The organism is Chryseobacterium candidae (assembly GCF_004916905.1).
GTDB lineage: Bacteria > Bacteroidota > Bacteroidia > Flavobacteriales > Weeksellaceae > Chryseobacterium > Chryseobacterium candidae.
In genome coordinates this window covers 127511-150233 of the sequence record NZ_SDLV01000010.1, presented here as the reverse complement: position 1 = coordinate 150233, position 22723 = coordinate 127511, and the positions used below count along the sequence as shown (strand labels likewise).

Sequence of the window (22723 nt, the reverse complement as noted above, 5' to 3'; positions counted from 1 at the left end):
CCCTGACAGTTGCCAGTGATGAATACATTTTACACGGTACTTTTACAGTAAAATTAATTCAGAACCTCATTGATCTTTGGATACTGAGAGATTTTTCTGAAGACAAACCTGTTGCTCTTCTGCAGTTTTTCAATAAACATGTCCAGCTCATTGATAGAATCCGCATCTCTCAGATACTGATCGTGAGTAAGGAATACCAGGTGTCTGGATGTTTTCTCAAGATCGTTCAGGAAAATGCTGTCTACTTTCTTAATCATGGCCTCATGACTTCCTTTTAAAGTCATTTTTTGAGAAGGCCTCCATTCAAGATCCCAGCCAATTACTTTATAACCGGCTTTTTTAAGACCATCTGCTGCCACAGTAGAACTTTTAATATCTGTTACATTAATATTGTTGAGCCTCCAGATATTTCTTCCGGGAGTTCGTGCTATTTTATCGGTAAGTTTCAGGCTGTCTTTGGCGATATCAAAATCGTGAACTACAGCATCAGCATTTTTATAAAAATCTGTGTATTTGTTGTGGGCATGGGAAAAGCTATGGTTCGCCAGTTCTATCAAGGGGTTTTGCTTAAGCAAGAGAAGGTCATCCTTCTGTTTTTTACTGCCATAAGCATGTTTCCCTACCAGAAAGGCAGTGGCGCAAACATTTCTTTTGTCCAGGATTTTTAAAAGATTTTCAGTTCCCTGATTGGGGCCGTCATCAAAGGTAAGGTAGATTACTCTTTTATCCGGATCAACACTTTCATCATCCATATTATTGGGGATTATTTCTGCGGAAGGATGTTCCTGTGAACTGACGACGGGGACATTGTTCACCTCATTCTTGAAATTACAGCTGTTTAATAAAGCCGAAGTTGCACTCATCAATGCAACCATCCCTAGAAAAGTCATATTTTTTGACTTTCCCGCAAAAATTTTTTTCATAAAGATAATGGAGTATTAAATTGTTAAAAATCGTTAAAAATAACAGCTGAAAATTAACAAATTATATGCCATGCTGTGCAGGTATTTTTCTTTTTAAGTTTATTTTAAGAACTTTATTTTAAACGATGTTTGCATTACCTGATGAATTGTAAATTTATGATCTGCTTTTCTGTAAAATTTAACATTTATAAATATGAAAACGATAGTTTTTTTCTACTAATGCTGGAATTTCAATATTGTTACTATATTGCATGATTATTTTGATATTGATGAGTTTTAGATATTTAATTATTGTTCTTTTGGCCGGGCAATTTTCTGCTCAGAAGATTTCTGGAAGAATTTTAACAGATAAAGAAGGCCCGGTGTCGGATGCAAGAATTGGAGTGGAAAATGAGAATGTAGGGGATATTACCGATCATGCAGGAAACTATACTCTTGATATTACGGATATAGCAAAAAGTAAAGTTGTAAAAGTAGAGATAAGTGGATATGAAACTTTCCGTATGAAACTTTCTGATTTTTTGGTTTTGCCAGATCATACTGTTTTACTTAAAAATAAATCCATTGAAATTCCCAATATCGAAGTTATCTCCAAAAAATATATAACGAAAAACTTCGGAACTAAAAATTCAAAGCGTTCTTATGGAGGGTACAATTCTGATAAGCCAGAAAGGCTATTCCGGGAATATGCTATTAAGGTAAAGAATAATAAAAGAATTAAAATAAAGAATATTAATATCAGCTTAGCTTATTTTTCTTTTGAACAGCCTGTTGCAATTATCTTTGATGTTCAAAATTCTATAAATGATCTTCCAGGTGAGTCTCAGGTGAATGAAACTTTAAAACTTACATTTACCAAGGATGATATTAAAAATAATACATTAAGTCTTGATGTTTCAGATAAAAATATCTGGATAGATCAAGATTTTTTTGTTTCATTTCGTGTTTCTGAAGATTTTAAAGGAGAGCTTTATTTGGGGGGAAATATCTTCGCATTTTCAAAAAACACATACTACAGAAATTATTTTGGAGAATGGCAAAAATATTCTTCAGGAGAACCGTCCATCAATGTTGATGTTTTAATGGAAAAATAATGCATATCAATATATAAATGAGTTTTGTTATTACAGAAAGACAAAACTCATTTATTGGCTTATCCTTTTAATTAATACTCGAGATTAATGATTAACAAAGGTTTTCTTATTGACAGCCCTTCTACAGGCTCAGGGTGACAACCCGAATACCAGCCGGAATTTTTAAGCATTGTCAGGCTAAACCTGTTGAAACTGTTTTCACTGGAAGGGACACATCAATTCATATTATGTAGAAGATATTATTGTATATCCAGATCTACAGAATTTAACCTTAATGAATTCAGAATGACAGATAATGAACTGAAGCTCATTGCTGCAGCTGCAATCATCGGAGATAGCAGAATTCCAAAGAATGGATACAATAATCCTGCCGCTACCGGAACACCCAAAACATTATAAATGAATGCGAAAAACAGATTTTCTTTAATGTTTTTGAGGAGCTTTTCACTCAGTAATTTAGCTTTTGCAACACCTAAGATATCTCCTTTTAATAAAGTGATCTCAGCACTTTCAATCGCAACATCTGTTCCTGTTCCCATCGCAATTCCCACATCAGATTGTGCAAGGGCAGGAGAGTCATTAATCCCGTCTCCGGTCATCGCTACGATTTTACCCTGCTGCTGCAGTTTTTTTACTTCATTCAGTTTATCTTCAGGAAGACAGTTGGCTTTGAAATTTTTAATTCCTAACTCATCAGCAACGGCTTTGGCAGTATGTTCATTGTCTCCTGTCATCATGATGACGTCTATTCCTTCACTCATCAGCTGTTTTATGGCTTTTTTAGAGCTTTCTTTGATTTTATCTGTAAAGCTTACAAATCCCAGCACCTGCTGATCCTGTGCGATATAAGAAATCGTATGGGCTTTAGACTGAACTTCTAATGCTTTCTGTTTTAAGCTCTTCGGAATCATAATCTGATGCGAGGTCAATAGACTTTCATTTCCAAGATAAGCGGTCTTGCCGTTGATATTTCCTTTGACTCCTTTTCCGGAGATATTTTCAAACTGATCTGCTTTTTCAGCCGTCAGATTCTCTTCTTTTGCTCTTTTTATGACAGCATTGGAAAGCGGATGTTCAGAATTCTGATTCAAAGAAAAAGCCAGTTTTAAAATCTGATGCTGATCTCCGTTTACTGTTTCAATATGTTCTACTGAAGGTTTCCCTTCTGTTAAAGTTCCTGTTTTATCAGTAATCAAAACATTTACTTTATTCATCTGCTCAAGAGCTTCTGCATTTTTGATAAGGATTCCGTTTTTAGCACCTTTCCCGATTCCTACCATTAAAGACATGGGAGTTGCCAGCCCAAGTGCACAGGGACAAGCCACAATTAAAACGGCAACCGCATTCACAAAAGCAAATAAGGTTCTTTTTCCTTCCGGACCGAAGAATTGCCACAAAACAAAAGTAAGCACAGCAATAAGAATGACTGCAGGTACAAATACTTTTGAAACCTTATCTGTAAGTTTCTGGATAGGAGCTTTACTGCGGCTGGCTTCATTCACCATTTTAATGATTTGGGAAAGCAGAGTTTCATCGCCTACCTTTTCTGCCTTCATAATGAATACCTGATTTCCGTTGATGGTACCGGAAGATACTTTATCGTCTACATTTTTTTCAACAGGAACAGGTTCTCCGGTAATCATACTTTCGTCTACAATAGAATTACCCTCAGTGATTTTTCCGTCTACAGGAATTTTTTCACCAGGTTTTACTTTTAATAAATCTCCTATTTTTACCTGGGAAAGCAGCACTTTCTTTTCTTCACCATTTACCATAAGGTTGGCTTCATCCGGTGAAAGGTTCATTAATTCTTTGATGGCATTTCCTGTTTTTTTATGGGCTGCGGCTTCCATCAGCTGACCTAAAATGACAAGGGTTAAAATCACACAGACTGCCTCAAAATACAATGGGATTTCATGATTGTGTCCACGGATTTCATGTGGAATAATGTCTGGAAATATCAGAGCAACAATACTGAAAATAAATGCTGCAGCAATCCCAAGAACAATAAGACTGAACATATTGAGGTTCCATGTTTTGAATGAAACCCAGCCTCTTTTCAACAGGAACCAGCCTGAATAAAACATCACCGGAAGTGTTAAAGCAAGTTCAATAAATCCCTGAATCTGATGAGAGAAAGGAAAGTTGATTAACATTCCTCCCATTGAGAGAATGAAAACCGGTATAGTAAACGCCAGGGAAGTAATGAATTTTCTTTTTAATATATTGTAAGTTTCATCTTCATCATTATCACTGCTGTCGGGCATTCTTACGAGATCCATTCCACAGATAGGGCAGTCTCCCGGTTCGTCACAAATGACTTCCGGATGCATAGGACAGGTGTATTTTGCGGTTTTCTTTTCAGGATATTTTACAAGGTCCATTCCGCAAACCGGACATCCTACATTGGAATCGTAGGTTTTGTCGCCTTCACAATACATGGGACAGTAATATCTTCCTGCCATTTCATCAGTTACTTTAGGCGTTTCATAACTATGGCTTTGAAAATGAGAGTGATGCTGGTGCGAATTTGCTTTTTGGGCAATTTCTTCCGTAATCGGTTCTAAATCCATATGACAAACAGGGCAACTTCCTTTCTCATCATATACTTTGTCGCCTTCGCAAAACATTGGACAATAATGCTTCCCTATACTATCTTTAAAGCTTTCAGGAAGGTTGGTTGATGAATAAGCTGGTTTATGATTAGGATCTTTAGCCAGCTTTTCTTCAATAGGAACCAGATACATTTTGCAGACAGGACATCTTTCACCCTGTTTGAAATATACTTTATCTCCTTCGCATTCCATTGGACAATAGTATACTGAAGAAGGCGATACACGGTCCTGAGGTTTTGCGAAGGCTGTCTCAGGAGTATTGGGATCTTCAAGTATGTATTTTCCTATTTCTGCCAGAGCATCATTTAATACTGAAAGTTTTACTTCATGATCGGAAGTGATGGTGACTGTATTGTTTTCCAGATTAACATCGGCTTTAACACCATCAACACTGTTCAGTTGATTTGATATCTTTTTCTGGCAGCCGGAACAGGTCATTCCGAGTATTTTATACTGTTGTTCCATGATTCTTAAATTTATACTGCAAATTTCCACAATGGAAAACGAAGGTTGTTATAAATTTAAGGATAATAGTTATAAAATTAGGTGGAGTGGAAGAGTTTGAGGGTGGGAGATTATAAGAGTAAGAGGGTTTGAGAGTTGTAAGGTATGAGAGTTTGTAAGTGAAATAGGAATATTTAATTCCTTTACTCCTAAACACTCAAACTTATAGATTGTCAAGCGGTTTGCGATGATGTTCTTTGAGCTTTTTGAATTCAGTGGGTGTGAATCCGGTCACATTACGGAACTGGGAAGAAAGGTGCTGTACACTCTTATAACCGAGTTTTCCTGCAATTTCGGTAAGATTGAATTCGTTGTATAAAAGAAGCTCCTTCACTTTTTCAATTTTCTGAAGAATGAAAAACTGCTCTAATGTGATATTTTCGTTTTGTGAAAATGTTTTTGAAAGAGCGCTGTAATCTTTGTGAAGTTTTGAACTTAAAAATTCAGAAAGCAGGAAGTCTTCCGGGATATCAAGATCACTTATTTTGACAATAATCAGGTTTTTAATTTTTTCTACGATCTGATGAGCAGAGTCCATAATCCTTTCAAAACCTGTATCAAGCAGCTCTTTTTCTATGATATGCATTGTTTGAGCAGAAATATCAGATTCTGTTTCAACTTCTCCCAGTAAAACATTCGCTGTCTTTACCTCTGCATTACGGAAAATAGTTTCTACCGCCGCAATGCATCTGTTGCAGACCATATTTTTTATAAAGATCTTCATAGGTTGTTGTTTAACCTGTCTTTTACAAATTCTATCTGGGTTTTGCCATGAGGAGCAGGATTGCCTTCTTCGTTAAGGTTCACCATGACAATTCTTTCTACAGTAATGATGGTTTGATGAGTCATTTTGTTTCTTACATCACATCTTAAAGTAATAGAAGAAGATCCGAAATGAGTAGCTTCAATTCCTATCTCTATAATATCTCCTTGTTTGGCTGAGCTGACAAAGTTGATTTCAGAAATAAATTTGGTTACTACTTTGGTATTTTCTAACTGAATAATAGCATAAAGAGCAGCCTCTTCATCTATCCATTGAAGAAGTCTTCCTCCGAAAAGTGAATGATTGGGGTTTAAATCTTCGGGCTTTACCCATTTTCTGGTATGGTAGTTCATCTGTTAATAATTTGCAGCACAAATTTAGTGTTAAAAGCTGATCTTTTCAAAAGAATAGTATTTATTGATCTGAAAAGAATCATTCATTTTCTCAATCATTTTCTTTTGGAGCGCGTGGCTTTCGTTTTTGTTATAGAAGAATCATTCAGCAGTGTTTGATATTCTTTACTTTCTATGGCAATCATCGTTACTTTTCATTCCGGATTATGATGGAATCCCAATCCATACTTTTTCGCTAAAGGAGAACATCTGAGGCAGCGTTGGCCCTTAGAAAAGAACTTTTGTCTTTCATTCTCTTTTTCGTTGTCTGAAATTTCATTTTTAATAGCATAGCATTTAAAAATTAGATGATCGGATGAACATTGATAGGAACTTTTATAAGTTTCTCATATGGTAGATTGGCGAGTGTTTTTTCTTTCTTTTCAGGATGAACCTGTGCCTGGAAAACAGAGCAGTCTTCGGTAATTTCAATGAGTGTGTTAGTATAATTGGTGATGTATGGTTTTATATTTTTGTTTTAGCATTTTAAATGTTAAGTAGAATAGGGGGGCAAGGAAGTTGATAAATAGAATGATGTGTATCTTAGTAACTTGATTTTGAGTGCTCAGTATTGGCATTTGTTTTTAAACCTTTAACTAACTTTATGATTAAATATGTTTTTATTTAAGTGTTTGATTTTCAGAGGTTTTATTTTGTTTTATGTGCTTGTTTTATTTTTAGATTAAACATAATGTAAGAAATATTTAAAAAAAGCTTTGATTTGAAATTTTTAATTGTATCTTGCATACGTTTATATTTGGAATCAATATTTGTTCATTAATTTATGTTGTTTTTCTTTTATATACCAAATTTTTATTAATTTTTTAATTTATTTAAAATGAACATTTTTGTTTCAAACATCAATTACGCAACTAAAGAGTATGAGTTGCACGATCTATTCGCAGAATTTGGGGATGTATCATCAGCTAAAATCGTTACAGACAGAGAAACTGGTCGTTCCAGAGGTTTCGGTTTCGTAGAAATGGGTGATGAAGAAGGAAAGCAAGCTATTGAATCTCTTAACCAGAAAGAATTCAACGGAAAAGCTCTAAATGTATCTGAAGCTAAGCCAAGAGAAGAAAAGCCAAGAAGAAGCTTTGATAACAACAGAGGTGGAGGTTATGGTAACAACAACAATAGAGGCGGAGGCTATGGTAACAACCGTGGCGGAGGCGGAAATCGTTGGTAAAAATATGAAGCGGCTTTTAAGCCGCTTTTTTTATGGAATTTATTCTTCTGCGAATCACTGTTGAGAGCAACAGAGAGTATTAATAGAATAGCATTCCTATACAGATTATACGAGGCTGCCCAAGAAGAGCAGTCTCGTATAATTGATATCATTTACTTCAATCTTAGCAATATATAAACATTTTCATAATAAATGCTGGGAACATCATCTTCAGAATATTTCTCCCGCGTAATTTCACTGAAAATAATTTTAACATGATATTTGCCTACATCAGATTCCATTGCTATTTCCGGCACTTTTACGGTTCCGGTTTTGTCTTTATTTTTCTCAAATAGCTTGATAATCTGTGGTCCGAAATCTATTTCTTCCTGAGAATTTAAATTAAGTTTCAATGAGGATTTTTCTGTCAGTTCGTCTGTCAGTTCAAACTGGTCATTATTTAGTTTTTGGGTCTCTCTGCTATACCTATGGAAAGAAATCAAATATTGATAATTCCCGAGTTCTACGGCCTGTTCTTCACGAACAAGAACGAGTCTGTTCATTTCATATGCTCTGTTTTTTACAGTGACATCTACCTCCGAAAATTTGTTCTGAATATTATAATTGATATTATAAAATGTGCCGTTTTTAATATTATCATCTAATTCAGCCTGATCTTTTTCATTTAGCAGCGATGATAGAAATTTACTTTGCTTTCTTTCGGCCAGAAACTCAAATTTATCAGCAATTTCATTACGGACGGTATCTGTAACTTTTTGCTGAAAGTTAATCTTGCCGGCACTCATTAGCTGATACTGGTTTAAAATATTCATTAATTCTGTTTTCTGACTTCTCTTAGCTACACTGAATGCATTAAGGTAAGGGAAAATTAATGCAAAAACTCCAAATAAAAATAAGCTGACAGGGATGAACTTTATCGTAGCTTTTTTGTTGAAAATAAAATAAACAACAATGATTAACAGCCATAAAGCAAGAAGGAGAACGAAATACCTTGGTTCTGTATAACCATACTCTAAAATTCTGGTAAAAATAGCAGTGAAAAGCAGAATGATCAAAGGAGCAATTGTGTAATAAAATGCTTTTGAGAATATTCTCACCCAAGATTTTGCATTTTCTTCTTTCAACGGATGAACCAGAAGTAATGCAAGAATGCCAACAATGCTGTAAGCTAAAACAAGGTAAGAAACCCAGCCTCTGGGAAGCTGCCAGTTGATCAGTATTTTAACAGAATAGAAATACAGAATCGTTACATAGATAAGAAGTAACGGAATTAGAATGAACTGAGTGAAAAACTTTAAAACAACAGGGTAGGTGCCATCTTTTTCAAGGTTATTTAATCCTTTATCATTAAATAAAAGGAAAATAAAACTGCTTCCAAAAATAGCGAGAACAAAGAAGGTATCTCTGTAAATTCTGTCGTGGAAGTTAAAGTCAAAAAGTTTATCAACCGCTAAGATTGCTAATTCCACACCGCCAGTCAGAACTCCTGTAAATATTACGGTGAGAAAGATATTGATAAAAAGATTTTTGTTGTACTGCCAGAATCTGAGTTCCCTGTCTTTCTCCAGAAAAGGAACAAATGATACCAGTAAGTGGGATAGAAGGGCAGTAACAGCGATGGTATAAGCATAAACTTCTGTAAAATTGTTTTTTTTATCGGGGAGAATACAATAAAAAACTATAAGGAAAATTATACCGGATACCTGCAGCAGTAACTCTTTCCCGATTCTCTGGGACAACATTTTTAATGCAAACATCAGAGAAATTCCAAGACAGGAACAAATGATGAATTTAATATAAGAAGTAATTTCACTGCGTTCGATTTCCACAATGCAGATGACGGCAACAGAAGCTAATAAAGCCATTACCAAAACCATAGGATATCGGAAAATGACTTCATTGGCCCGGTTTAGAGTTTCCTGGAATTTTGTTTTCATGATTTGGTGTTTTTAGGATTGGGATTAATCTTTTTTCTTTTTTTTCTTTTTGTCCCTGTCTTTTTCTTTTTCCTTTCCCTTGGTTTTCTTCTCTTTTTTCGGACTTAAGATTTCTTCAGCAAACTCAAACTTAGGTTCTTCAATCTTGGCCGGCTTTATTTCGATTTTAAGATCAAAATAACCCTTCATATCTTCCTGGGAGATTAATTTTTCGCTTAATAAAAGCTCAAGAATTTCCTTCCCGGAATTATTAAAAAAGTTATGGGAAAGCTCTTTTAACAGAAATTTTTTATACTCTTCTAAAGGAACAAGCACGCTGTATTTAAAGATTCTTCCTTCTTTTACAGTAGATAGATAGCCTTTTTCAACTAATATTTTCAAATAAGTGGAAACCGTATTCTGATGTGGTTTCGGTTCAGTATGCTGCTCCATAACATCCTTCAGATAGAAAGATTCCATTTTCCAAAACAGCTTCATAAAGTTTTCTTCTGCGGCAGTAAGATGATTTATTTTCATAAAGTATTCTAATGTTGAAATTGAATATTGCAATAAAGATAGATAAAAGATACCAGAAAAGCTATTCCAGCCCCCATAAATACTTCTTTTACGGTATGTCTTTTTAATATAACACGGGTGATTCCAACCAAAATAGCGATTCCCAGCCACACCAGACCCATTTTCCATTCCAGGGAGAAAAAGAGTGCTGCCACAAATACATTGAAGGCAGTATGCATCGAGCTTTTGATAAAAAGATTGCTGATCTGAAGTGCGAAAAGAAGGACTAAAATAAACAGCATGACAAGATCAATATATCCGTTTCTGATGTAATTAAAAAGAAGGTAGGCGATCACACAGACTGCAATAAATATATATAAGGTCTTCCTTTGGACACGGTTGGAAACATCCATATTGGTATATCTTCCCGTTTTTACATTCCATACCAGCCATATAACTACAGGAATGATAATCATTAATAATACAGGCAGAAAATAAAGAATAGAATCTTTCAGAGAATATTCCCTGAGGCTCATGTATACAAAAAAAATAATCAGAGAAACTAAAGGATTAAAAAAATCAGAAATGACTTTTGAAATGTTGTGTAAGAATGAAGACTGCTTTTCTTCCATAATTTAGTTTAAAAATCAAATATACCATTATAACCTCAAAAAACAAGGAGGAAAATGCGGTTGAAATGGATGGGTGAATTCAGAAAATAATTCATTATCAGTAGGTTTTAGTGAGTTAGACTTTTTCATTTTTTTTAATTAATATTAAATTTTGAAGTAAATGTTTAATTTTAATTGATCTGTTTTAATCATCATTATCATGAAACATCTGTTCACTTTATCAATGTTAATCTTAGGATACTTTACTTTGGGTCAAAAAGATTCCAAGGAAAATATTTCTACGCTACAACCTATCCATCAATTAAGAATATATGAAATTCCGAAGGAAAACAAACAGGTATTCCATGACCGCTTCAGGGATCATGCGTTGAGAATAATGAAAAAATATGGATTTACGATTGTAGCGATCCGGGAATCGGAGTTTCAGGAAAAGACAGAATTTGTCTGCCTGCTTGAATGGAAAGATGAACATGCAATGACAATTTCATGGGAAGGATTTATGGCAGATAAAGAATGAAAGGAAATGAAAGCCCGAACTGCAAGGCAATATGGTTATTTCGTCAATGAAATTGAAGACAGAATCCTGAAACTTACAGGTTTTACTCCGGAAAAGAAGCTGTTGAAATAACCAAAATATATATTAACAATAATTAAAGAGGAGTGAAATAGAAGAACAAAATGTAATAAATTCAAATATCTCCGAATCAACTGTTATTTCGGCAAAGCCCTATGGATAGGCTGATCCCTAGTAGATCGCGGGAGGAAGGCAAAGAATAAAATGCTGCTTTTTCATCCTTCCAAGGGGTCGGAAATTAAGAATAATCCATACAGCCCGCAAATAGATTTTACAGAAAAATCGAAAAGTTATGTATGTATAGAATAAAAACAAAGTTTTTTTCATAATTTTGCTCAACTATTTCATCATAAAAAAGCAAGAGCTAACACATGAAAGAATTTTCTAAAGAGGTATACCTGAAGTGGTATGAAGATATGACAATGTGGAGAAGGTTTGAAGACAAATGCCGTTCTCTTTACCTAAAACAAAAGATCAGAGGATTTTTACATTTGTATAACGGTCAGGAAGCTATCCCTGCCGGCTTTACACATGCAATGGATCTTACAAAGGATAGTATGATTACTGCTTACAGATGTCACATCCATCCAATGGCTATGGGAGTAGACCCTAAAAGAATCATGGCTGAACTTTGTGGTAAAGCTACCGGAACTTCCGGAGGTATGGGTGGATCTATGCACATTTTCAGTAAAGAGCACCGTTTTTACGGAGGGCATGGTATCGTTGGAGGACAAATTCCATTAGGTGCAGGTATTGCTTTTGCAGATAAATATTTCGACAGAAAAGCAGTGAATATCTGTTTCTTTGGAGATGGTGCTGCAAGACAAGGTTCTTTACACGAAACTTTCAATATGGCAATGAACTGGAAACTTCCTGTGGTATTTGTTGTGGAAAACAACCAATATGCAATGGGAACTTCTGTAAAAAGAACTGCCAACCACGAAGATATCTATAAATTAGGATTAGGATACGAAATGCCTTGCCTTGCTGTAGATGCAATGGATCCTGAAAAAGTAGCGGAAGCTGCCTACGAAGCTATTGAAAGAGCAAGAAGAGGAGATGGACCTACTTTCATTGAAGCAAGAACTTACCGTTACAGAGGACACTCTATGTCTGATGCTGAGCCATACAGATCTAAAGAAGAAGTAGCTCTTCATAAAAATGATGACCCAATCGAATTGATAAAACATAGAATTTTAGAAAACGGATGGGCTACAGAAGCAGAATTGGAAGTGATGGATAACAAGTCCAGAGACTTTGTTGAAGAGTGTATCGAATTTATGGAAAACTCTCCGTATCCGGATGCAGAAAAAATCTATGAGTATGTATATGCTCAGGAAGACTATCCATTCCTAGACAAATTAGAAAACTAAAAGATAATGAGTTAATTTGACAATTTGAGAATTTGAAAATGTGATAGATGATGTCCTTTTTTAATTTTCAAATTTTCAGATTGCTAAATTTTCAAATTAAAATAAATTATGGCAGAAGTAATTACGATGCCCCGCCTGTCTGACACGATGACGGAAGGTAAGGTGGCAAAATGGCATAAAAAAGTAGGAGATAAAGTAAAAGAAGGAGATATTTTAGCTGAAATTGAAACTGATAAAGCAGTTCAGGATTTCGAATCTGAAATAGAAGGTACCCTTTTATACGTAGGTGTAGAAGAAGGAGCTGCTGCTGCTGTAGACTCCGTTTTAGCTATTATCGGGAATGAAGGAGAAGATATTTCAGGATTAACAGGTGGAGCTGCTGCTCCCAGTGCTGGAACTGAAGAAAAAAAATCAGAAGAACAGCCTAAAGCAGAAACTGCTGAACCTGCTGCAGAAGTTCCGGCAGGAGTAGAAATTATTACCATGCCAAGACTTTCTGATACAATGACAGAAGGTAAGGTAGCTAAATGGCACAAAAATGTAGGTGATACAGTAAAAGAAGGAGATCTTCTTGCTGAGATCGAAACAGATAAAGCGGTACAGGATTTCGAATCTGAATTCAATGGAGTATTATTGAAGCAGGGTGTAGAAGAAGGAGGGGCTGCTCCGGTGGATTCCGTATTAGCAATCATTGGCCCTGCAGGAACAGATGTTTCCGCTGTAGGAGCTCCAAAAGCTGCCGGTCAGTCCACTGAAAAACCAGCTGAACAAAAAACAGAAGCTAAAACAGAAGAAAAAGCGGCTCCGGTTGCGAACTCTTCATCTTCTGACAGAGTAGCAATCTCTCCACTGGCTAAGAAAATGGCTCAGGATAAAGGCGTTGATATCAACAGTGTTCAGGGATCTGGTGAAAACGGAAGAATCGTTAAAAAAGATATTGAAAATTATCAGCCAGCTGCAAAACCGGCTGCTTCAGCTCCTGCGGCAACTGCTGCTCCTGTTGCAGTAAGCTTTGTACAGGGTGAAGATACGGAGACTCCAAACTCACAGGTAAGAAATATTATTGCAAAACGTCTTTCTGAAAGTAAATTCTCTGCACCTCACTATTATCTGATGGTGGAGATCAATATGGATAAAGCAATTGAAGCAAGAAAAGAAATCAATTCTTTACCTGATACTAAGATCTCTTTCAATGATATGATTATTAAAGCAACTGCAATTGCTTTAAGAAAACATCCTCAGGTAAATTCAAGCTGGGCAGGAGATAAGATCATCCACAGAGGAAATATCAACATTGGTGTAGCGGTAGCTATTCCGGACGGATTGGTGGTTCCTGTATTGAAAAATACAGATCAGATGACGTATACTCAGATTTCTGCATCCGTAAAAGATATGGCTTCAAGAGCTAAGAGTAAAGGTCTTAAAGCTAATGAAATGGAAGGATCTACATTCTCTATTTCTAACTTAGGAATGTTCGGAATCGAGACATTTACAAGTATCATCAACCAGCCTAACTCTGCAATTCTTTCAGTAGGGGCAATTATTGAGAAGCCAATCGTTAAAGATGGCCAGATTGTAGTTGGAAACACCATGAAACTTTCATTAGCGTGTGATCACAGAGTAGTAGACGGTGCTACAGGTGCTCAATTCTTACAGACATTAAGAACCTATTTAGAAAGTCCATTAACATTGTTACTGTAATTTTCTGAAGTGAAGATAATAAAACCTCCCAAATCGGGAGGTTTTTTTGTTTTTTTAAAATTAAAATACAGATCTCTAGTTAAATCTATAAGGTTTCAAAAACCTTACAGGTTTAGAAAAGTGAAATTCTGAAAAGAGAAAGCATTACTTTTTGTATAAATTTTACATAAAAATTTCCCGGAAATAATTAAAAAATTAAAGAAAAAGTCTGATATAAATGGATTAAGAAAATCTAATAACCGTAAAACTGAAATAAAATATAAACGGCTTCAAAAAGCGGTTTTTTATTTGCAGGCAATTCACTATTTTTGAATCATGATTAAAGCAAGAAATATCCATAAATCTTATGGGAATTTAGAAGTACTGAAAGGTGTTGATATTCACATCAAAATGGGCGAGGTGGTTTCTATCGTAGGAGAATCGGGGGCAGGTAAGTCTACGTTGCTGCAGATTTTAGGAACTTTGGATCATCCAACCCAGTCAAACAAATATGATACTGAGATTGAAATAGCGGGAGAATCATTTATTAATATGAATGATAAGCAGCTGTCGAAATTCAGAAATCAGAATATAGGGTTTGTATTTCAGTTTCACCAGCTTCTTCCGGAGTTTACTGCGCTGGAAAATGTCTTGCTTCCGACTAAAATAGCAGGAGCCAATGAAAGAGAAGCTCTTGAAAAGGCTTATGCTTTATTTGAAGATCTGAAGATTGAACAGAGACTGAACCATAAACCCAACCAGCTTTCAGGTGGAGAGGCGCAAAGGGTAGCTGTAGCCAGAGCTTTAATCAACTCACCGAAAATCATTTTTGCAGATGAGCCTACAGGTAACCTGGATTCTAAAAATGCAGATGATCTTCACCGATTGTTTTTTGATCTTAGAGATAAATACAACCAAACTTTTGTGATTGTAACGCATAACCCGAATCTTGCAGAGATAACAGACCGTAAGCTCGTTATGAAAGACGGAATGATTATAGAGTAGCAGTATACCATACCAGATGATGAAATACTTTATTTTTCTTCTTTTAATTGTAATTTCCTGTTCAAAGGCTGAATCTCAGCAGTTGAACCCATTGGGTGTTCCTCAGACAAGGATTTTGGAGATTAAAAATTATATTAAAGGAAAAGAGTACAATCAGGAATTGGCTGTTTTTATCAACTTTAAAATTCCCTCTGGAAAGTATCGTTATTTTATTTATAATCTGAAAAATAATACAATTCTACAGAAGGCTGTAGTTTCTCATGGTTCAGGTTCTGTTATTCCCAAGTCGGATGCTTTGAGATTCAGCAATGTTGAAGGCTCTTATCAATCATCTCTTGGAAAATATGCTATTGGAGAAAGCTATGTAGGAAAGTTTGGTAAAGCTTACCGCCTGGCAGGGCTGGATGCTACCAATAGCAATGCCATGCAAAGAGCAATAGTTCTTCATTCTTATGGATGTATTCCGGATGTAGAATCCCGGGCTCCCGAATGTCTCAGTTTGGGATGTCCGATGCTTTCAGTAAATGCACTTAAAGAAACAGCAAAATATATTGATAGTTCTACAAAACCTGTCATTTTATATGCTTTCTATTAATTGATAATATTCATCTATAATTTTTTCCATGGCCATAAAACTCCTAGCCGAAGATGACAGACCGAGAGAAAAGTTTTTGCAGAAGGGCAAAAGCTCACTTTCTGATTCTGAACTCCTGGCAATTATTATGGGAAGTGGGAATAGGGAGGAAGACGCTTTGGAATTGGCAAGAAAAATTTTAACTTCTGTCAATAATAGCTGGCATGAGTTAAGCTTACTTTCTGCCAAAGATCTGATGAAATTTAAAGGCATCGGAGAATCAAAAGCCATTTCAATTATTTCTGCTTTAGAAATCGGAAAAAGAAGGGCTTTGCAGGAAATTCCGGAAAAAACAATCATTGGGAATAGCCATGATGCTTATGCAGTTCTTAGAAACCAGCTTTCTGATCTGAGAACAGAAGAATTCTGGGCAATTTTCCTTAATAACAGTAATAAAGTGATTCATGTTTCCCAACTCACACAGGGAGGTATCAGCCAGTCTATTGTGGATGTAAGAACCCTTTACAAAGGCGCATTGGATCATTTTTCAACAGGCATTATCATTGCCCACAATCATCCTTCCGGGAGTTTAAAGCCAAGCAGGGAAGATATTAATATCACACAGAAAATAAAAGAAGCTGGAAATACATTAAGTATTCAGCTTTTAGACCATATTATTGTCACGCAGGATTCTTATTTTAGTTTCTCGGACGCAGGATTATTATGATTAGAAGATTGAAATACCATGAAATTGATTTTGCAAAATATGCTCAATGTTTAGAAAATTCCGAACAGAGAAAATATTCTGCTGCAAAACATTTTTTAGATACTACTTCTACAATGCCCTGGGAAATTCTTGTTTATAAAGATTACGAAGCAGTAATGCCTGTCCCTTTTGTAAGGAAATACGGGATGAAAATTGTACACAATCCTAAGCTTTGTCAGCAGCTTGGTGTTTTTTCCGCCAAAGATAATGTGGATCTTAATGAGGCTTTTTTAGAATATCTGGAAAAAAATTATATGATCAGGGCATATTCTTTTAACGATGTCAATCAGCTTCGTACAAAGATCAGAATCAAGAAGAACTTTTTGTTATATCCTGAGGCTTATGAGAAAGTATATTCGAGATATTCGCCCAAAAGAAAGCGAAAACTTCGGTTAGATGAAGTTGTTTTAAAAGAATCCGAAATCAAAACGATTTCTTATGAAAAAGCAAAAGCTTTTATTGAATCCAATACGATAGGAATGAACAAAGACCATGATCTTTTTGAATTCATGAGGATTTTTGAAAATTTTTATAAGCTAAGTTACCTGAAATTTACAGCTTTTTACTATAAGCATAAGATTGTTAATGTGATTGCCACTTATTCGGACGGCAATATGGTAGCGCTTTTAGGGAATTTCAATGATAAAGATTATGTGAAATTATCAGGAGCATCTGTATTGATTGATCATGTTATTAAAGAAAATATTGAAACTCATATTTTTGATTTTGAAGGAGGAGATCTGCCAAACATTGAAGAGTTTTTCCGAGGATTCCGTCCCGAATTAAGACCTTACGGAATTATTGAGAATTCAAAAAAAAATCTTTTCAAAAAGTTAGGATATCTTATGTTGAGAGGAAAGCCTTTTTTATGATGAAAAGCATTGTTTAGATTGGTTCTAATTAAGTAATATTCCGTAACTTTATAAAATACTTAGTAAAACAGTTATGTTACAAAAGATTCGTCAGTACAAATTATCATACATGCTTTATAACTTGTTTAAAAGGGACAAATTAAAGCACAATATTCCATTGTATAAAAAATATGGAATCAAAAAGAACTATTTTTCAAGTATTTCGAGTAAAGATTTTGCTCATCTTCCGTCCAGGGAAAGAACGCTAGATGATACAAAACTTAGGGAAACTCCTTTTTTTAGGAAGCTTTCTGAAGAGAATAAAGAAAGTGCTCTTCAGTACGATGAGAATGGTTATATGATTCTGAGAAATTTCCTCACTCCGGAAACGGCGGATCAAATCAATACTGAAATTGATAAACTGATGGAGGACGGGACTTTGAAATTTATTTACGGAGGAAAACTGATGTTTGCGATTCATCATTCAGAAATCATTAAAAATATTGGAAGTGATAAAGAACTGTTAGACTTTTTATCTGTTTTGCTTGACGGAAAATCCAAACTTTTCCAAAGTATCAATTTCATTAACGGAAGTCAGCAGAAAACCCATTCTGACAGTATTCACATGACTACTTATCCGTTAGGTGGATTGTTGGGAGTATGGATAGCCCTGGAAGATGTAGATGAGAGTAACGGAGCGCTTCATTATATTCCTAAAAGCCACAAACTTCCTTACTTCCTGAATTCTGATTACGATAATGAAGGCACAGCCCTGAAAATAGGAAAGAAAAGCTACAGAGCGTATGAAACCTTTCTTGAGGAAAAAGTAAAAGAATTAGGATTAAAAAAAGAAATTTTTAAAGCCAAAAAAGGGGATTTATTAATCTGGCATGCCAATATTCTTCATGGTGGAGAACCTCACACAGATAAAAACAGAACGAGAAAAAGTCTTGTATACCACTTCTTCGATGAAAATAGTGTTTGCTATCATGAAGTAACACAAAGACCCGCTCTTTTTGAACTTTAATGGGAAGAACCTTCTTTATAAAAACTTTCCATAAGCACATTTACAGGATAGTTTTTTTACATTTGTATTTTTAATATCAGTGTATGGAAAAAAAGAAGAATATTCTTGTTTTTATATTTTCAATGTATGTATGCGCCATGTCATACTACCTGTATACCCACCATTATTACAACACTGATATGGAAGCCTATATGGGACTGATCTATAAAACGGAATATCCTGAAATGAAAATTGAAGAAATTCATCAGAAGGTTTATGAAGAACTGAGGGAAAAGAATCCCGATTTTGCAGGATTAGGTCCTGTAGATCCGATGGTGAAAGAAGTTGCAGAAGGCGAAAGTACTTATTATAAAATTATCTCGCAAAATCCTAAAGCTTATGAAGAAGAGCTGCAGCTTTTTGTGGTGAAACCCTTTTATAACTTTATCAGCTGGTCATTCTTTAAAATGGGTTTCAGTGCTTCTGCCTCTATATCCCTGATTTCAGTTATCTCTTATGCATTGATTCTGATTCTGATTTTCAGCTTTTTGATAAAAATTCTTAGAAATTATCCTCTTGCCTTCATCCTTACTGTTTTAATTTCACTGTTCAAGCCTTTGCCAGAGTCGGCCCGACATGTTTCTGCAGATTCTTTATCATGTCTGTTGCTTCTTCTGAGCTTTTATGTATTTTTAATAAGAAAAAATTTCTTTTTCGCAGGCATATTGGCCATGCTGTGTGTATTCACAAGACCGGAATATTTCATTCTTTATTCATTCATGTATGCTCTTATTTATTTTTACAGAAACAGACTTCAGGTTAAAACAGCTCCATTATTGATATCATATGGCTATCTGTTTCTTTCCTTCTTTTTAATACAGTTTTTTAATCAGGTTTCATGGTCTGCACTTTTTATGAATCAGTTTACCAAAGTTCAGATCTATCCTGTTTCACAGCCTGATCCGTTTTCCTTTGCAGATTATATTCACTTTATTAAAGGCAATATAATGTTGGAATTCAACTCTTCCTATTTTCCAGTCTTATTGATTTTTATCGTGATTATTTTGGCTGATCGTTTTTCATTTTATAATAAAAAAAGCCAGGCCCAGATCTTGTTTTTTGCGATTATTTATGGAACTGTTATGTTGAGATTTTTGGTTTTTCCGTCTCTGGTAAACAGGATGATGCTTGGCTTTTATCTTTTAATTATCCTTGCATTGGTGTATATACAAATTTCTAAAGTGGATATCTTTAAAAACTCTTTAGAAGACGGAAAATAATTAGTAATTTTGCAGTCTAAAATTATGACGAGTCTCTCAGGATATTTACCCTATGCATTTGCATTGATTATTGCAATTCCTTTTCTGGTTTTGCTTAGACAATTTGTACATTCATACATTACTCTTAAGAACCAGGAAATCAAACTACTCACTGTGAAATCAAATTCAGAGAACAAAGCACATTCTTATGAAAGAATGACACTATTTCTGGATAGAATGAAACCGTCAAACCTTATACAGAGATTTGACAGAGAACTGGCTGTTCATGAATTTATTTTCCTTACGGAAAAGGCAATCAATGAAGAATTTGAGTATAACTCTTCACAGCAGTTATACATCACAAAAAACTCATGGAAGAACATTGTAGACTCAAAGAATGCCATTATAGAACTGCTTCATAAAACGTATGACGGATTGAAAGGAGATGTTCAGCTGGATGAGTTCAAAACGATTTTCATCATGAACTATATGGAAAGCAACGATTATATTGCTGAAACTATTGAAGATTTAAGAAAAGAAATTTTAATAATAACTTAAAAAAATAACAGATAAATAATGATTCCAAATTTTAAAGCACATCCATGGCACGGAATTTCTGCAGGAGAAGATGCGCCAAATGTTGTAAACGTATTTGTGGAAATTGTTCCTTCAGATACTATTAAATATGAAGTAGATAAAGAAACAGGATATTTGAAGGTAGACAGGCCACAGAAATTTTCTAACATTATCCCTGCTTTATATGGTTTTGTTCCAAGAACTTACTGCCACAATGAAGTTATGAAACTTGCTATAGAGGCCGGAGCTGATGATGTAACAATGGGAGATCATGACCCGCTTGATATCTGTGTTTTAAGTTCTCACAATATCCACGCAGGAGGTTTATTGATGGAAGCTATTCCAATTGGTGGTTTCAAAATGATAGACGGAGGTGAAGCGGATGATAAAATTGTTGCCGTAATGATCAATGACCACGCTTTCGGACATTTCAGAGATATTTCTGAATTACCGGAAGCTGAAGTGAGAAGATTAATGCACTACTTCCTGACGTATAAAAACTTACCGGATGAGCCTGCAAAATGCAGAATCCAGGAAGTTTACGGAGCTGAGCACGCAAGAAAAGTGATCAAAGCTTCTCAGGCTGATTACGCAGAAAAATTCGGAGGATAAGATTGTTTTCCCAAGGCATACAAAAAAGCAGATGAATTTTCATCTGCTTTTTCTTTGTGAATATTTTGTGATATATCAATAGAATTAGTTTCTTTTGTATACTGAATTTCCTTCTTTTATAGTTTCAAGAACCTTAATGTTTCTGAGATTTTCAGGACTTATCGTTAAAGGATTCTGATCCAGAATAACAAAGTCAGCTATTTTACCTGCTTTAATAGAACCTTTTCTGTCTTCTTCCTGCAATTGATATGCTCCATTAATGGTAATTGCTTTTAAAGCTTCTATGGGAGTGATCCTTTCATTGGATCCTAAAATCATTCCTGAACGCGTCTTTCTATTCACTGCTGCGTATACAGCAGTAATCAGGTCTGGTGGTGTAACCGGGGCATCATGATGAATGGTAAACGTAATTCCTGTTTTTAATGCTGAGTTGGCCGGACTTATAAAAGCAGCTCTTTCAGGGCCAAAAACACTTGAATAATGCCAGTCTCCCCATAAATACGCATGAGTAGAAAAGTAAGAAGGAATTACACCCAATTCTTTTATCTTTTGAATATGATCGGGGCGGCTGTTTTGTACATGAATTAATGTTGCACGCAATTCCGGTTTGTAAATATTTTCATCTTTTAATCTTTCAATAACGCGTATAGCCTGATCAATTGCGGCATCTCCGTTCACATGAAGCTGTGCGGTGATATGATTTTGAAAAAGTATTTTCAGATCGTTATATAAAATTTCATCCGTGAAGATGGGAAATCCTTTGTAATCTTTAGACTGGCCTTCAGGTGGCACTAAATAAGGCTGGGTAAGCCACGCCGTTTTACCTTGTGGAGAACCATCATCAGAAAATTTAAACCCTGCCAGTTTCAAGTGATTTTCATATTTCATATACTTCGGTTTGAAACGGCTTAAATCCTTTTTGAAATACTCATAATCGGGAAAGTAAACGATATCGGCTTTAAAAAGATGTTGGGACGCTGCTTTTTCTAATAAAGCAACACTTTCTCCCATAGTTCTCCCATCACAAATAGTAGTCTGTCCGTAGCTGAGCCATTCATCCTGGGCTTTCATCAGATTTTTTATGGCATGAGCATGAGTATCTTTGCCTTTATTCATTTTTTCCATTAAGGTCAATAAAGCGGTGAAACTCGCATTCTCTTCTAATTTTCCATTCAGTTTTCCTGTCTTTTTATCCCTGCCGATGTGTCCTCCTTCAGGATCTTTTGATGCATCTGTTATTCCCAGAAGTTGCAGCATTGCACTGTTTGCTACACTGGCATGACCTGAGGCATGAATAACAATAATAGGATTGGTTTTGCTAATGTCATCCAGTTCCGTTTTGGTAGGATGACGGTGTTCCGCCATAATCGCATCATCATACCCATTTCCGATAACCGGCTGTTGATCTGTACTTGTATTGTCTTTAATGAATTTCTTAATCGTAGTCTGTAAATCTTTAATTGAATTCACTGTGCCATAAGGTTCCGGAGATAGGTCTACAGCATCCATCATCCCGGCTCTTGAAGTAAGATGTCCATGAACATCTATAAACCCCGGAAGAAGGGTTTTTCCATTGAGATTAATCATTTTGGTGGCTGGCTCTGAGAAACGCTCTGCATCCGATTTTGTTCCGGCAAAAAGTATTTTACCATCTTTAACGGCTACAGCTTCAACCTGGGGAGAAGAATCTTCCATTGTAATAATAGGACCTCCAAAATAGAGTATCTCAGCTTTTTCATGAGGTATCTTATTATGACAGCTGCTTATGCCTGCAGATAAAAGAAGAGTATATAGTATCTTTTTCATAAATAAATAATTAATTCAAATCATGGTGAGAAACAAATTTACAAAATAATAGATTATTATTAGTGAATTTTATTATGTGTTTATAATTTCATTATAT

General features: G+C 35.3%; 21 protein-coding genes and 1 pseudogene. 13 read left to right on the top strand and 9 right to left on the bottom strand.

The annotated features are described in order from the left end of the window. Window positions 1-53 precede the first annotated feature (53 nt). A complete protein-coding gene (locus tag EK417_RS05525) occupies window positions 54-923 on the bottom strand; it encodes a polysaccharide deacetylase family protein (protein WP_076594517.1) in 870 nt (289 codons plus the stop codon). Window positions 924-1192: 269 nt separating this feature from the next. Here EK417_RS05525 and EK417_RS05520 point away from each other — a divergent pair, with 269 nt between their 5' ends. After that, the gene (locus tag EK417_RS05520; protein ID WP_136521561.1) at window positions 1193-2017 is read left to right on the top strand and encodes a hypothetical protein; all 825 of its coding nucleotides are present in this window, start codon (window positions 1193-1195) and stop codon (window positions 2015-2017) included. A 239-nt stretch (window positions 2018-2256) separates the two neighbouring features. Here the strand turns inward: EK417_RS05520 and EK417_RS05515 are convergent, their stop codons facing one another. The 4 genes and pseudogenes from EK417_RS05515 to EK417_RS21635 form a co-directional block, all read right to left on the bottom strand. Beyond that, window positions 2257-5097 carry a heavy metal translocating P-type ATPase gene (locus EK417_RS05515; protein WP_136521560.1) on the bottom strand — a complete coding sequence of 947 codons (2841 nt, stop codon included), beginning with the start codon at window positions 5095-5097 and terminating at the stop codon, window positions 2257-2259. Window positions 5098-5299: 202 nt separating this feature from the next. Continuing rightward, the gene (locus EK417_RS05510) at window positions 5300-5860 is read right to left on the bottom strand and encodes a helix-turn-helix domain-containing protein (RefSeq protein ID WP_076594519.1); all 561 of its coding nucleotides are present in this window, start codon (window positions 5858-5860) and stop codon (window positions 5300-5302) included. Next, on the bottom strand, window positions 5857-6252 hold the full coding sequence (locus EK417_RS05505) for an acyl-CoA thioesterase (protein ID WP_076594520.1): 396 nt from the start codon (window positions 6250-6252) through the stop codon (window positions 5857-5859). Before EK417_RS05505 ends, EK417_RS05510 begins: the two co-directional genes overlap by 4 nt. Window positions 6253-6347: 95 nt before the next feature. After that, window positions 6348-6748: pseudogene (locus EK417_RS21635) on the bottom strand (DUF6157 family protein). 381 nt (window positions 6749-7129) lie between these two features. On the opposite strand from EK417_RS21635, the gene rbp reads away from it, so the two are divergent. After that, window positions 7130-7480 (top strand): RNA-binding regulator, encoded by a 351-nt coding sequence (gene rbp, locus EK417_RS05500; protein WP_076594521.1) that lies wholly within the window; start codon window positions 7130-7132, stop codon window positions 7478-7480. A 152-nt stretch (window positions 7481-7632) separates the two neighbouring features. Here rbp and EK417_RS05495 read toward each other — a convergent pair whose 3' ends face one another. The 3 genes from EK417_RS05495 to EK417_RS05485 are packed head-to-tail and all read right to left on the bottom strand — an operon-like array spanning window position 7633 to window position 10544. Beyond that, window positions 7633-9417, bottom strand: a complete 1785-nt coding sequence (locus EK417_RS05495; protein ID WP_136521559.1) for a DUF4153 domain-containing protein — start codon at window positions 9415-9417, stop codon at window positions 7633-7635. A gap of 24 nt (window positions 9418-9441) precedes the next feature. Beyond that, window positions 9442-9933, bottom strand: a complete 492-nt coding sequence (locus EK417_RS05490; RefSeq protein ID WP_076597727.1) for a BlaI/MecI/CopY family transcriptional regulator — start codon at window positions 9931-9933, stop codon at window positions 9442-9444. 8 nt (window positions 9934-9941) lie between these two features. Continuing rightward, on the bottom strand, window positions 9942-10544 hold the full coding sequence (locus EK417_RS05485; RefSeq protein ID WP_076597726.1) for a phosphatase PAP2 family protein: 603 nt from the start codon (window positions 10542-10544) through the stop codon (window positions 9942-9944). A 199-nt stretch (window positions 10545-10743) separates the two neighbouring features. On the opposite strand from EK417_RS05485, the gene EK417_RS05480 reads away from it, so the two are divergent. The 11 genes from EK417_RS05480 to EK417_RS05430 all read left to right on the top strand — a co-directional run bounded on the left by EK417_RS05480 (window position 10744) and on the right by EK417_RS05430 (window position 20820). Further along, on the top strand, window positions 10744-11061 hold the full coding sequence (locus EK417_RS05480; RefSeq protein WP_228457891.1) for an NIPSNAP family containing protein: 318 nt from the start codon (window positions 10744-10746) through the stop codon (window positions 11059-11061). A gap of 428 nt (window positions 11062-11489) precedes the next feature. Next, window positions 11490-12491, top strand: a complete 1002-nt coding sequence (gene pdhA, locus EK417_RS05475; RefSeq protein WP_034696713.1) for a pyruvate dehydrogenase (acetyl-transferring) E1 component subunit alpha — start codon at window positions 11490-11492, stop codon at window positions 12489-12491. Window positions 12492-12599: 108 nt separating this feature from the next. Next, entirely contained in the window at window positions 12600-14192 is a 1593-nt protein-coding gene (locus EK417_RS05470) for a dihydrolipoamide acetyltransferase family protein (protein ID WP_136521558.1), read from the top strand. 315 nt (window positions 14193-14507) lie between these two features. Further along, on the top strand, window positions 14508-15176 hold the full coding sequence (locus tag EK417_RS05465; protein WP_076597724.1) for an ABC transporter ATP-binding protein: 669 nt from the start codon (window positions 14508-14510) through the stop codon (window positions 15174-15176). A gap of 16 nt (window positions 15177-15192) precedes the next feature. Continuing rightward, complete coding sequence (locus EK417_RS05460; RefSeq protein ID WP_136521557.1) at window positions 15193-15771, top strand: murein L,D-transpeptidase catalytic domain-containing protein; 579 nt, start codon at window positions 15193-15195, stop codon at window positions 15769-15771. Window positions 15772-15799: 28 nt separating this feature from the next. Beyond that, window positions 15800-16477, top strand: a complete 678-nt coding sequence (radC, locus tag EK417_RS05455; protein ID WP_076597722.1) for a RadC family protein — start codon at window positions 15800-15802, stop codon at window positions 16475-16477. Further along, window positions 16474-17388, top strand: a complete 915-nt coding sequence (locus EK417_RS05450) for a hypothetical protein (RefSeq protein ID WP_083688926.1) — start codon at window positions 16474-16476, stop codon at window positions 17386-17388. Before radC ends, EK417_RS05450 begins: the two co-directional genes overlap by 4 nt. A gap of 73 nt (window positions 17389-17461) precedes the next feature. Beyond that, window positions 17462-18394 carry a phytanoyl-CoA dioxygenase family protein gene (locus tag EK417_RS05445; protein ID WP_110366025.1) on the top strand — a complete coding sequence of 311 codons (933 nt, stop codon included), beginning with the start codon at window positions 17462-17464 and terminating at the stop codon, window positions 18392-18394. A gap of 83 nt (window positions 18395-18477) precedes the next feature. Then, window positions 18478-19653 carry a hypothetical protein gene (locus tag EK417_RS05440; protein ID WP_136521556.1) on the top strand — a complete coding sequence of 392 codons (1176 nt, stop codon included), beginning with the start codon at window positions 18478-18480 and terminating at the stop codon, window positions 19651-19653. Between the two features lie 24 nt (window positions 19654-19677). Further along, window positions 19678-20190: a DUF7935 family protein gene (locus tag EK417_RS05435; protein WP_076597718.1), complete on the top strand. Its 513-nt coding sequence runs from the start codon at window positions 19678-19680 to the stop codon at window positions 20188-20190. An 18-nt stretch (window positions 20191-20208) separates the two neighbouring features. Continuing rightward, the gene (locus EK417_RS05430; protein ID WP_136521555.1) at window positions 20209-20820 is read left to right on the top strand and encodes an inorganic pyrophosphatase; all 612 of its coding nucleotides are present in this window, start codon (window positions 20209-20211) and stop codon (window positions 20818-20820) included. An 84-nt stretch (window positions 20821-20904) separates the two neighbouring features. On the opposite strand, the gene EK417_RS05425 is transcribed toward EK417_RS05430, so the two are convergent. Further along, window positions 20905-22626, bottom strand: a complete 1722-nt coding sequence (locus EK417_RS05425) for an amidohydrolase (RefSeq protein ID WP_136521554.1) — start codon at window positions 22624-22626, stop codon at window positions 20905-20907. Window positions 22627-22723: the final 97 nt, after the last annotated feature.

Coding starts and splice junctions, on each gene's coding strand:
- EK417_RS05525 (WP_076594517.1), bottom strand. CDS start 923: ATGAAAAAAATTTTTGCGGGAAAGTCAAAAAATATGACTTTTCTAGGG.
- EK417_RS05520 (WP_136521561.1), top strand. CDS start 1,193: ATGAGTTTTAGATATTTAATTATTGTTCTTTTGGCCGGGCAATTTTCT.
- EK417_RS05515 (WP_136521560.1), bottom strand. CDS start 5,097: ATGGAACAACAGTATAAAATACTCGGAATGACCTGTTCCGGCTGCCAG.
- EK417_RS05510 (WP_076594519.1), bottom strand. CDS start 5,860: ATGAAGATCTTTATAAAAAATATGGTCTGCAACAGATGCATTGCGGCG.
- EK417_RS05505 (WP_076594520.1), bottom strand. CDS start 6,252: ATGAACTACCATACCAGAAAATGGGTAAAGCCCGAAGATTTAAACCCC.
- rbp (WP_076594521.1), top strand. CDS start 7,130: ATGAACATTTTTGTTTCAAACATCAATTACGCAACTAAAGAGTATGAG.
- EK417_RS05495 (WP_136521559.1), bottom strand. CDS start 9,417: ATGAAAACAAAATTCCAGGAAACTCTAAACCGGGCCAATGAAGTCATT.
- EK417_RS05490 (WP_076597727.1), bottom strand. CDS start 9,933: ATGAAAATAAATCATCTTACTGCCGCAGAAGAAAACTTTATGAAGCTG.
- EK417_RS05485 (WP_076597726.1), bottom strand. CDS start 10,544: ATGGAAGAAAAGCAGTCTTCATTCTTACACAACATTTCAAAAGTCATT.
- EK417_RS05480 (WP_228457891.1), top strand. CDS start 10,744: ATGAAACATCTGTTCACTTTATCAATGTTAATCTTAGGATACTTTACT.
- pdhA (WP_034696713.1), top strand. CDS start 11,490: ATGAAAGAATTTTCTAAAGAGGTATACCTGAAGTGGTATGAAGATATG.
- EK417_RS05470 (WP_136521558.1), top strand. CDS start 12,600: ATGGCAGAAGTAATTACGATGCCCCGCCTGTCTGACACGATGACGGAA.
- EK417_RS05465 (WP_076597724.1), top strand. CDS start 14,508: ATGATTAAAGCAAGAAATATCCATAAATCTTATGGGAATTTAGAAGTA.
- EK417_RS05460 (WP_136521557.1), top strand. CDS start 15,193: ATGATGAAATACTTTATTTTTCTTCTTTTAATTGTAATTTCCTGTTCA.
- radC (WP_076597722.1), top strand. CDS start 15,800: ATGGCCATAAAACTCCTAGCCGAAGATGACAGACCGAGAGAAAAGTTT.
- EK417_RS05450 (WP_083688926.1), top strand. CDS start 16,474: ATGATTAGAAGATTGAAATACCATGAAATTGATTTTGCAAAATATGCT.
- EK417_RS05445 (WP_110366025.1), top strand. CDS start 17,462: ATGTTACAAAAGATTCGTCAGTACAAATTATCATACATGCTTTATAAC.
- EK417_RS05440 (WP_136521556.1), top strand. CDS start 18,478: ATGGAAAAAAAGAAGAATATTCTTGTTTTTATATTTTCAATGTATGTA.
- EK417_RS05435 (WP_076597718.1), top strand. CDS start 19,678: ATGACGAGTCTCTCAGGATATTTACCCTATGCATTTGCATTGATTATT.
- EK417_RS05430 (WP_136521555.1), top strand. CDS start 20,209: ATGATTCCAAATTTTAAAGCACATCCATGGCACGGAATTTCTGCAGGA.
- EK417_RS05425 (WP_136521554.1), bottom strand. CDS start 22,626: ATGAAAAAGATACTATATACTCTTCTTTTATCTGCAGGCATAAGCAGC.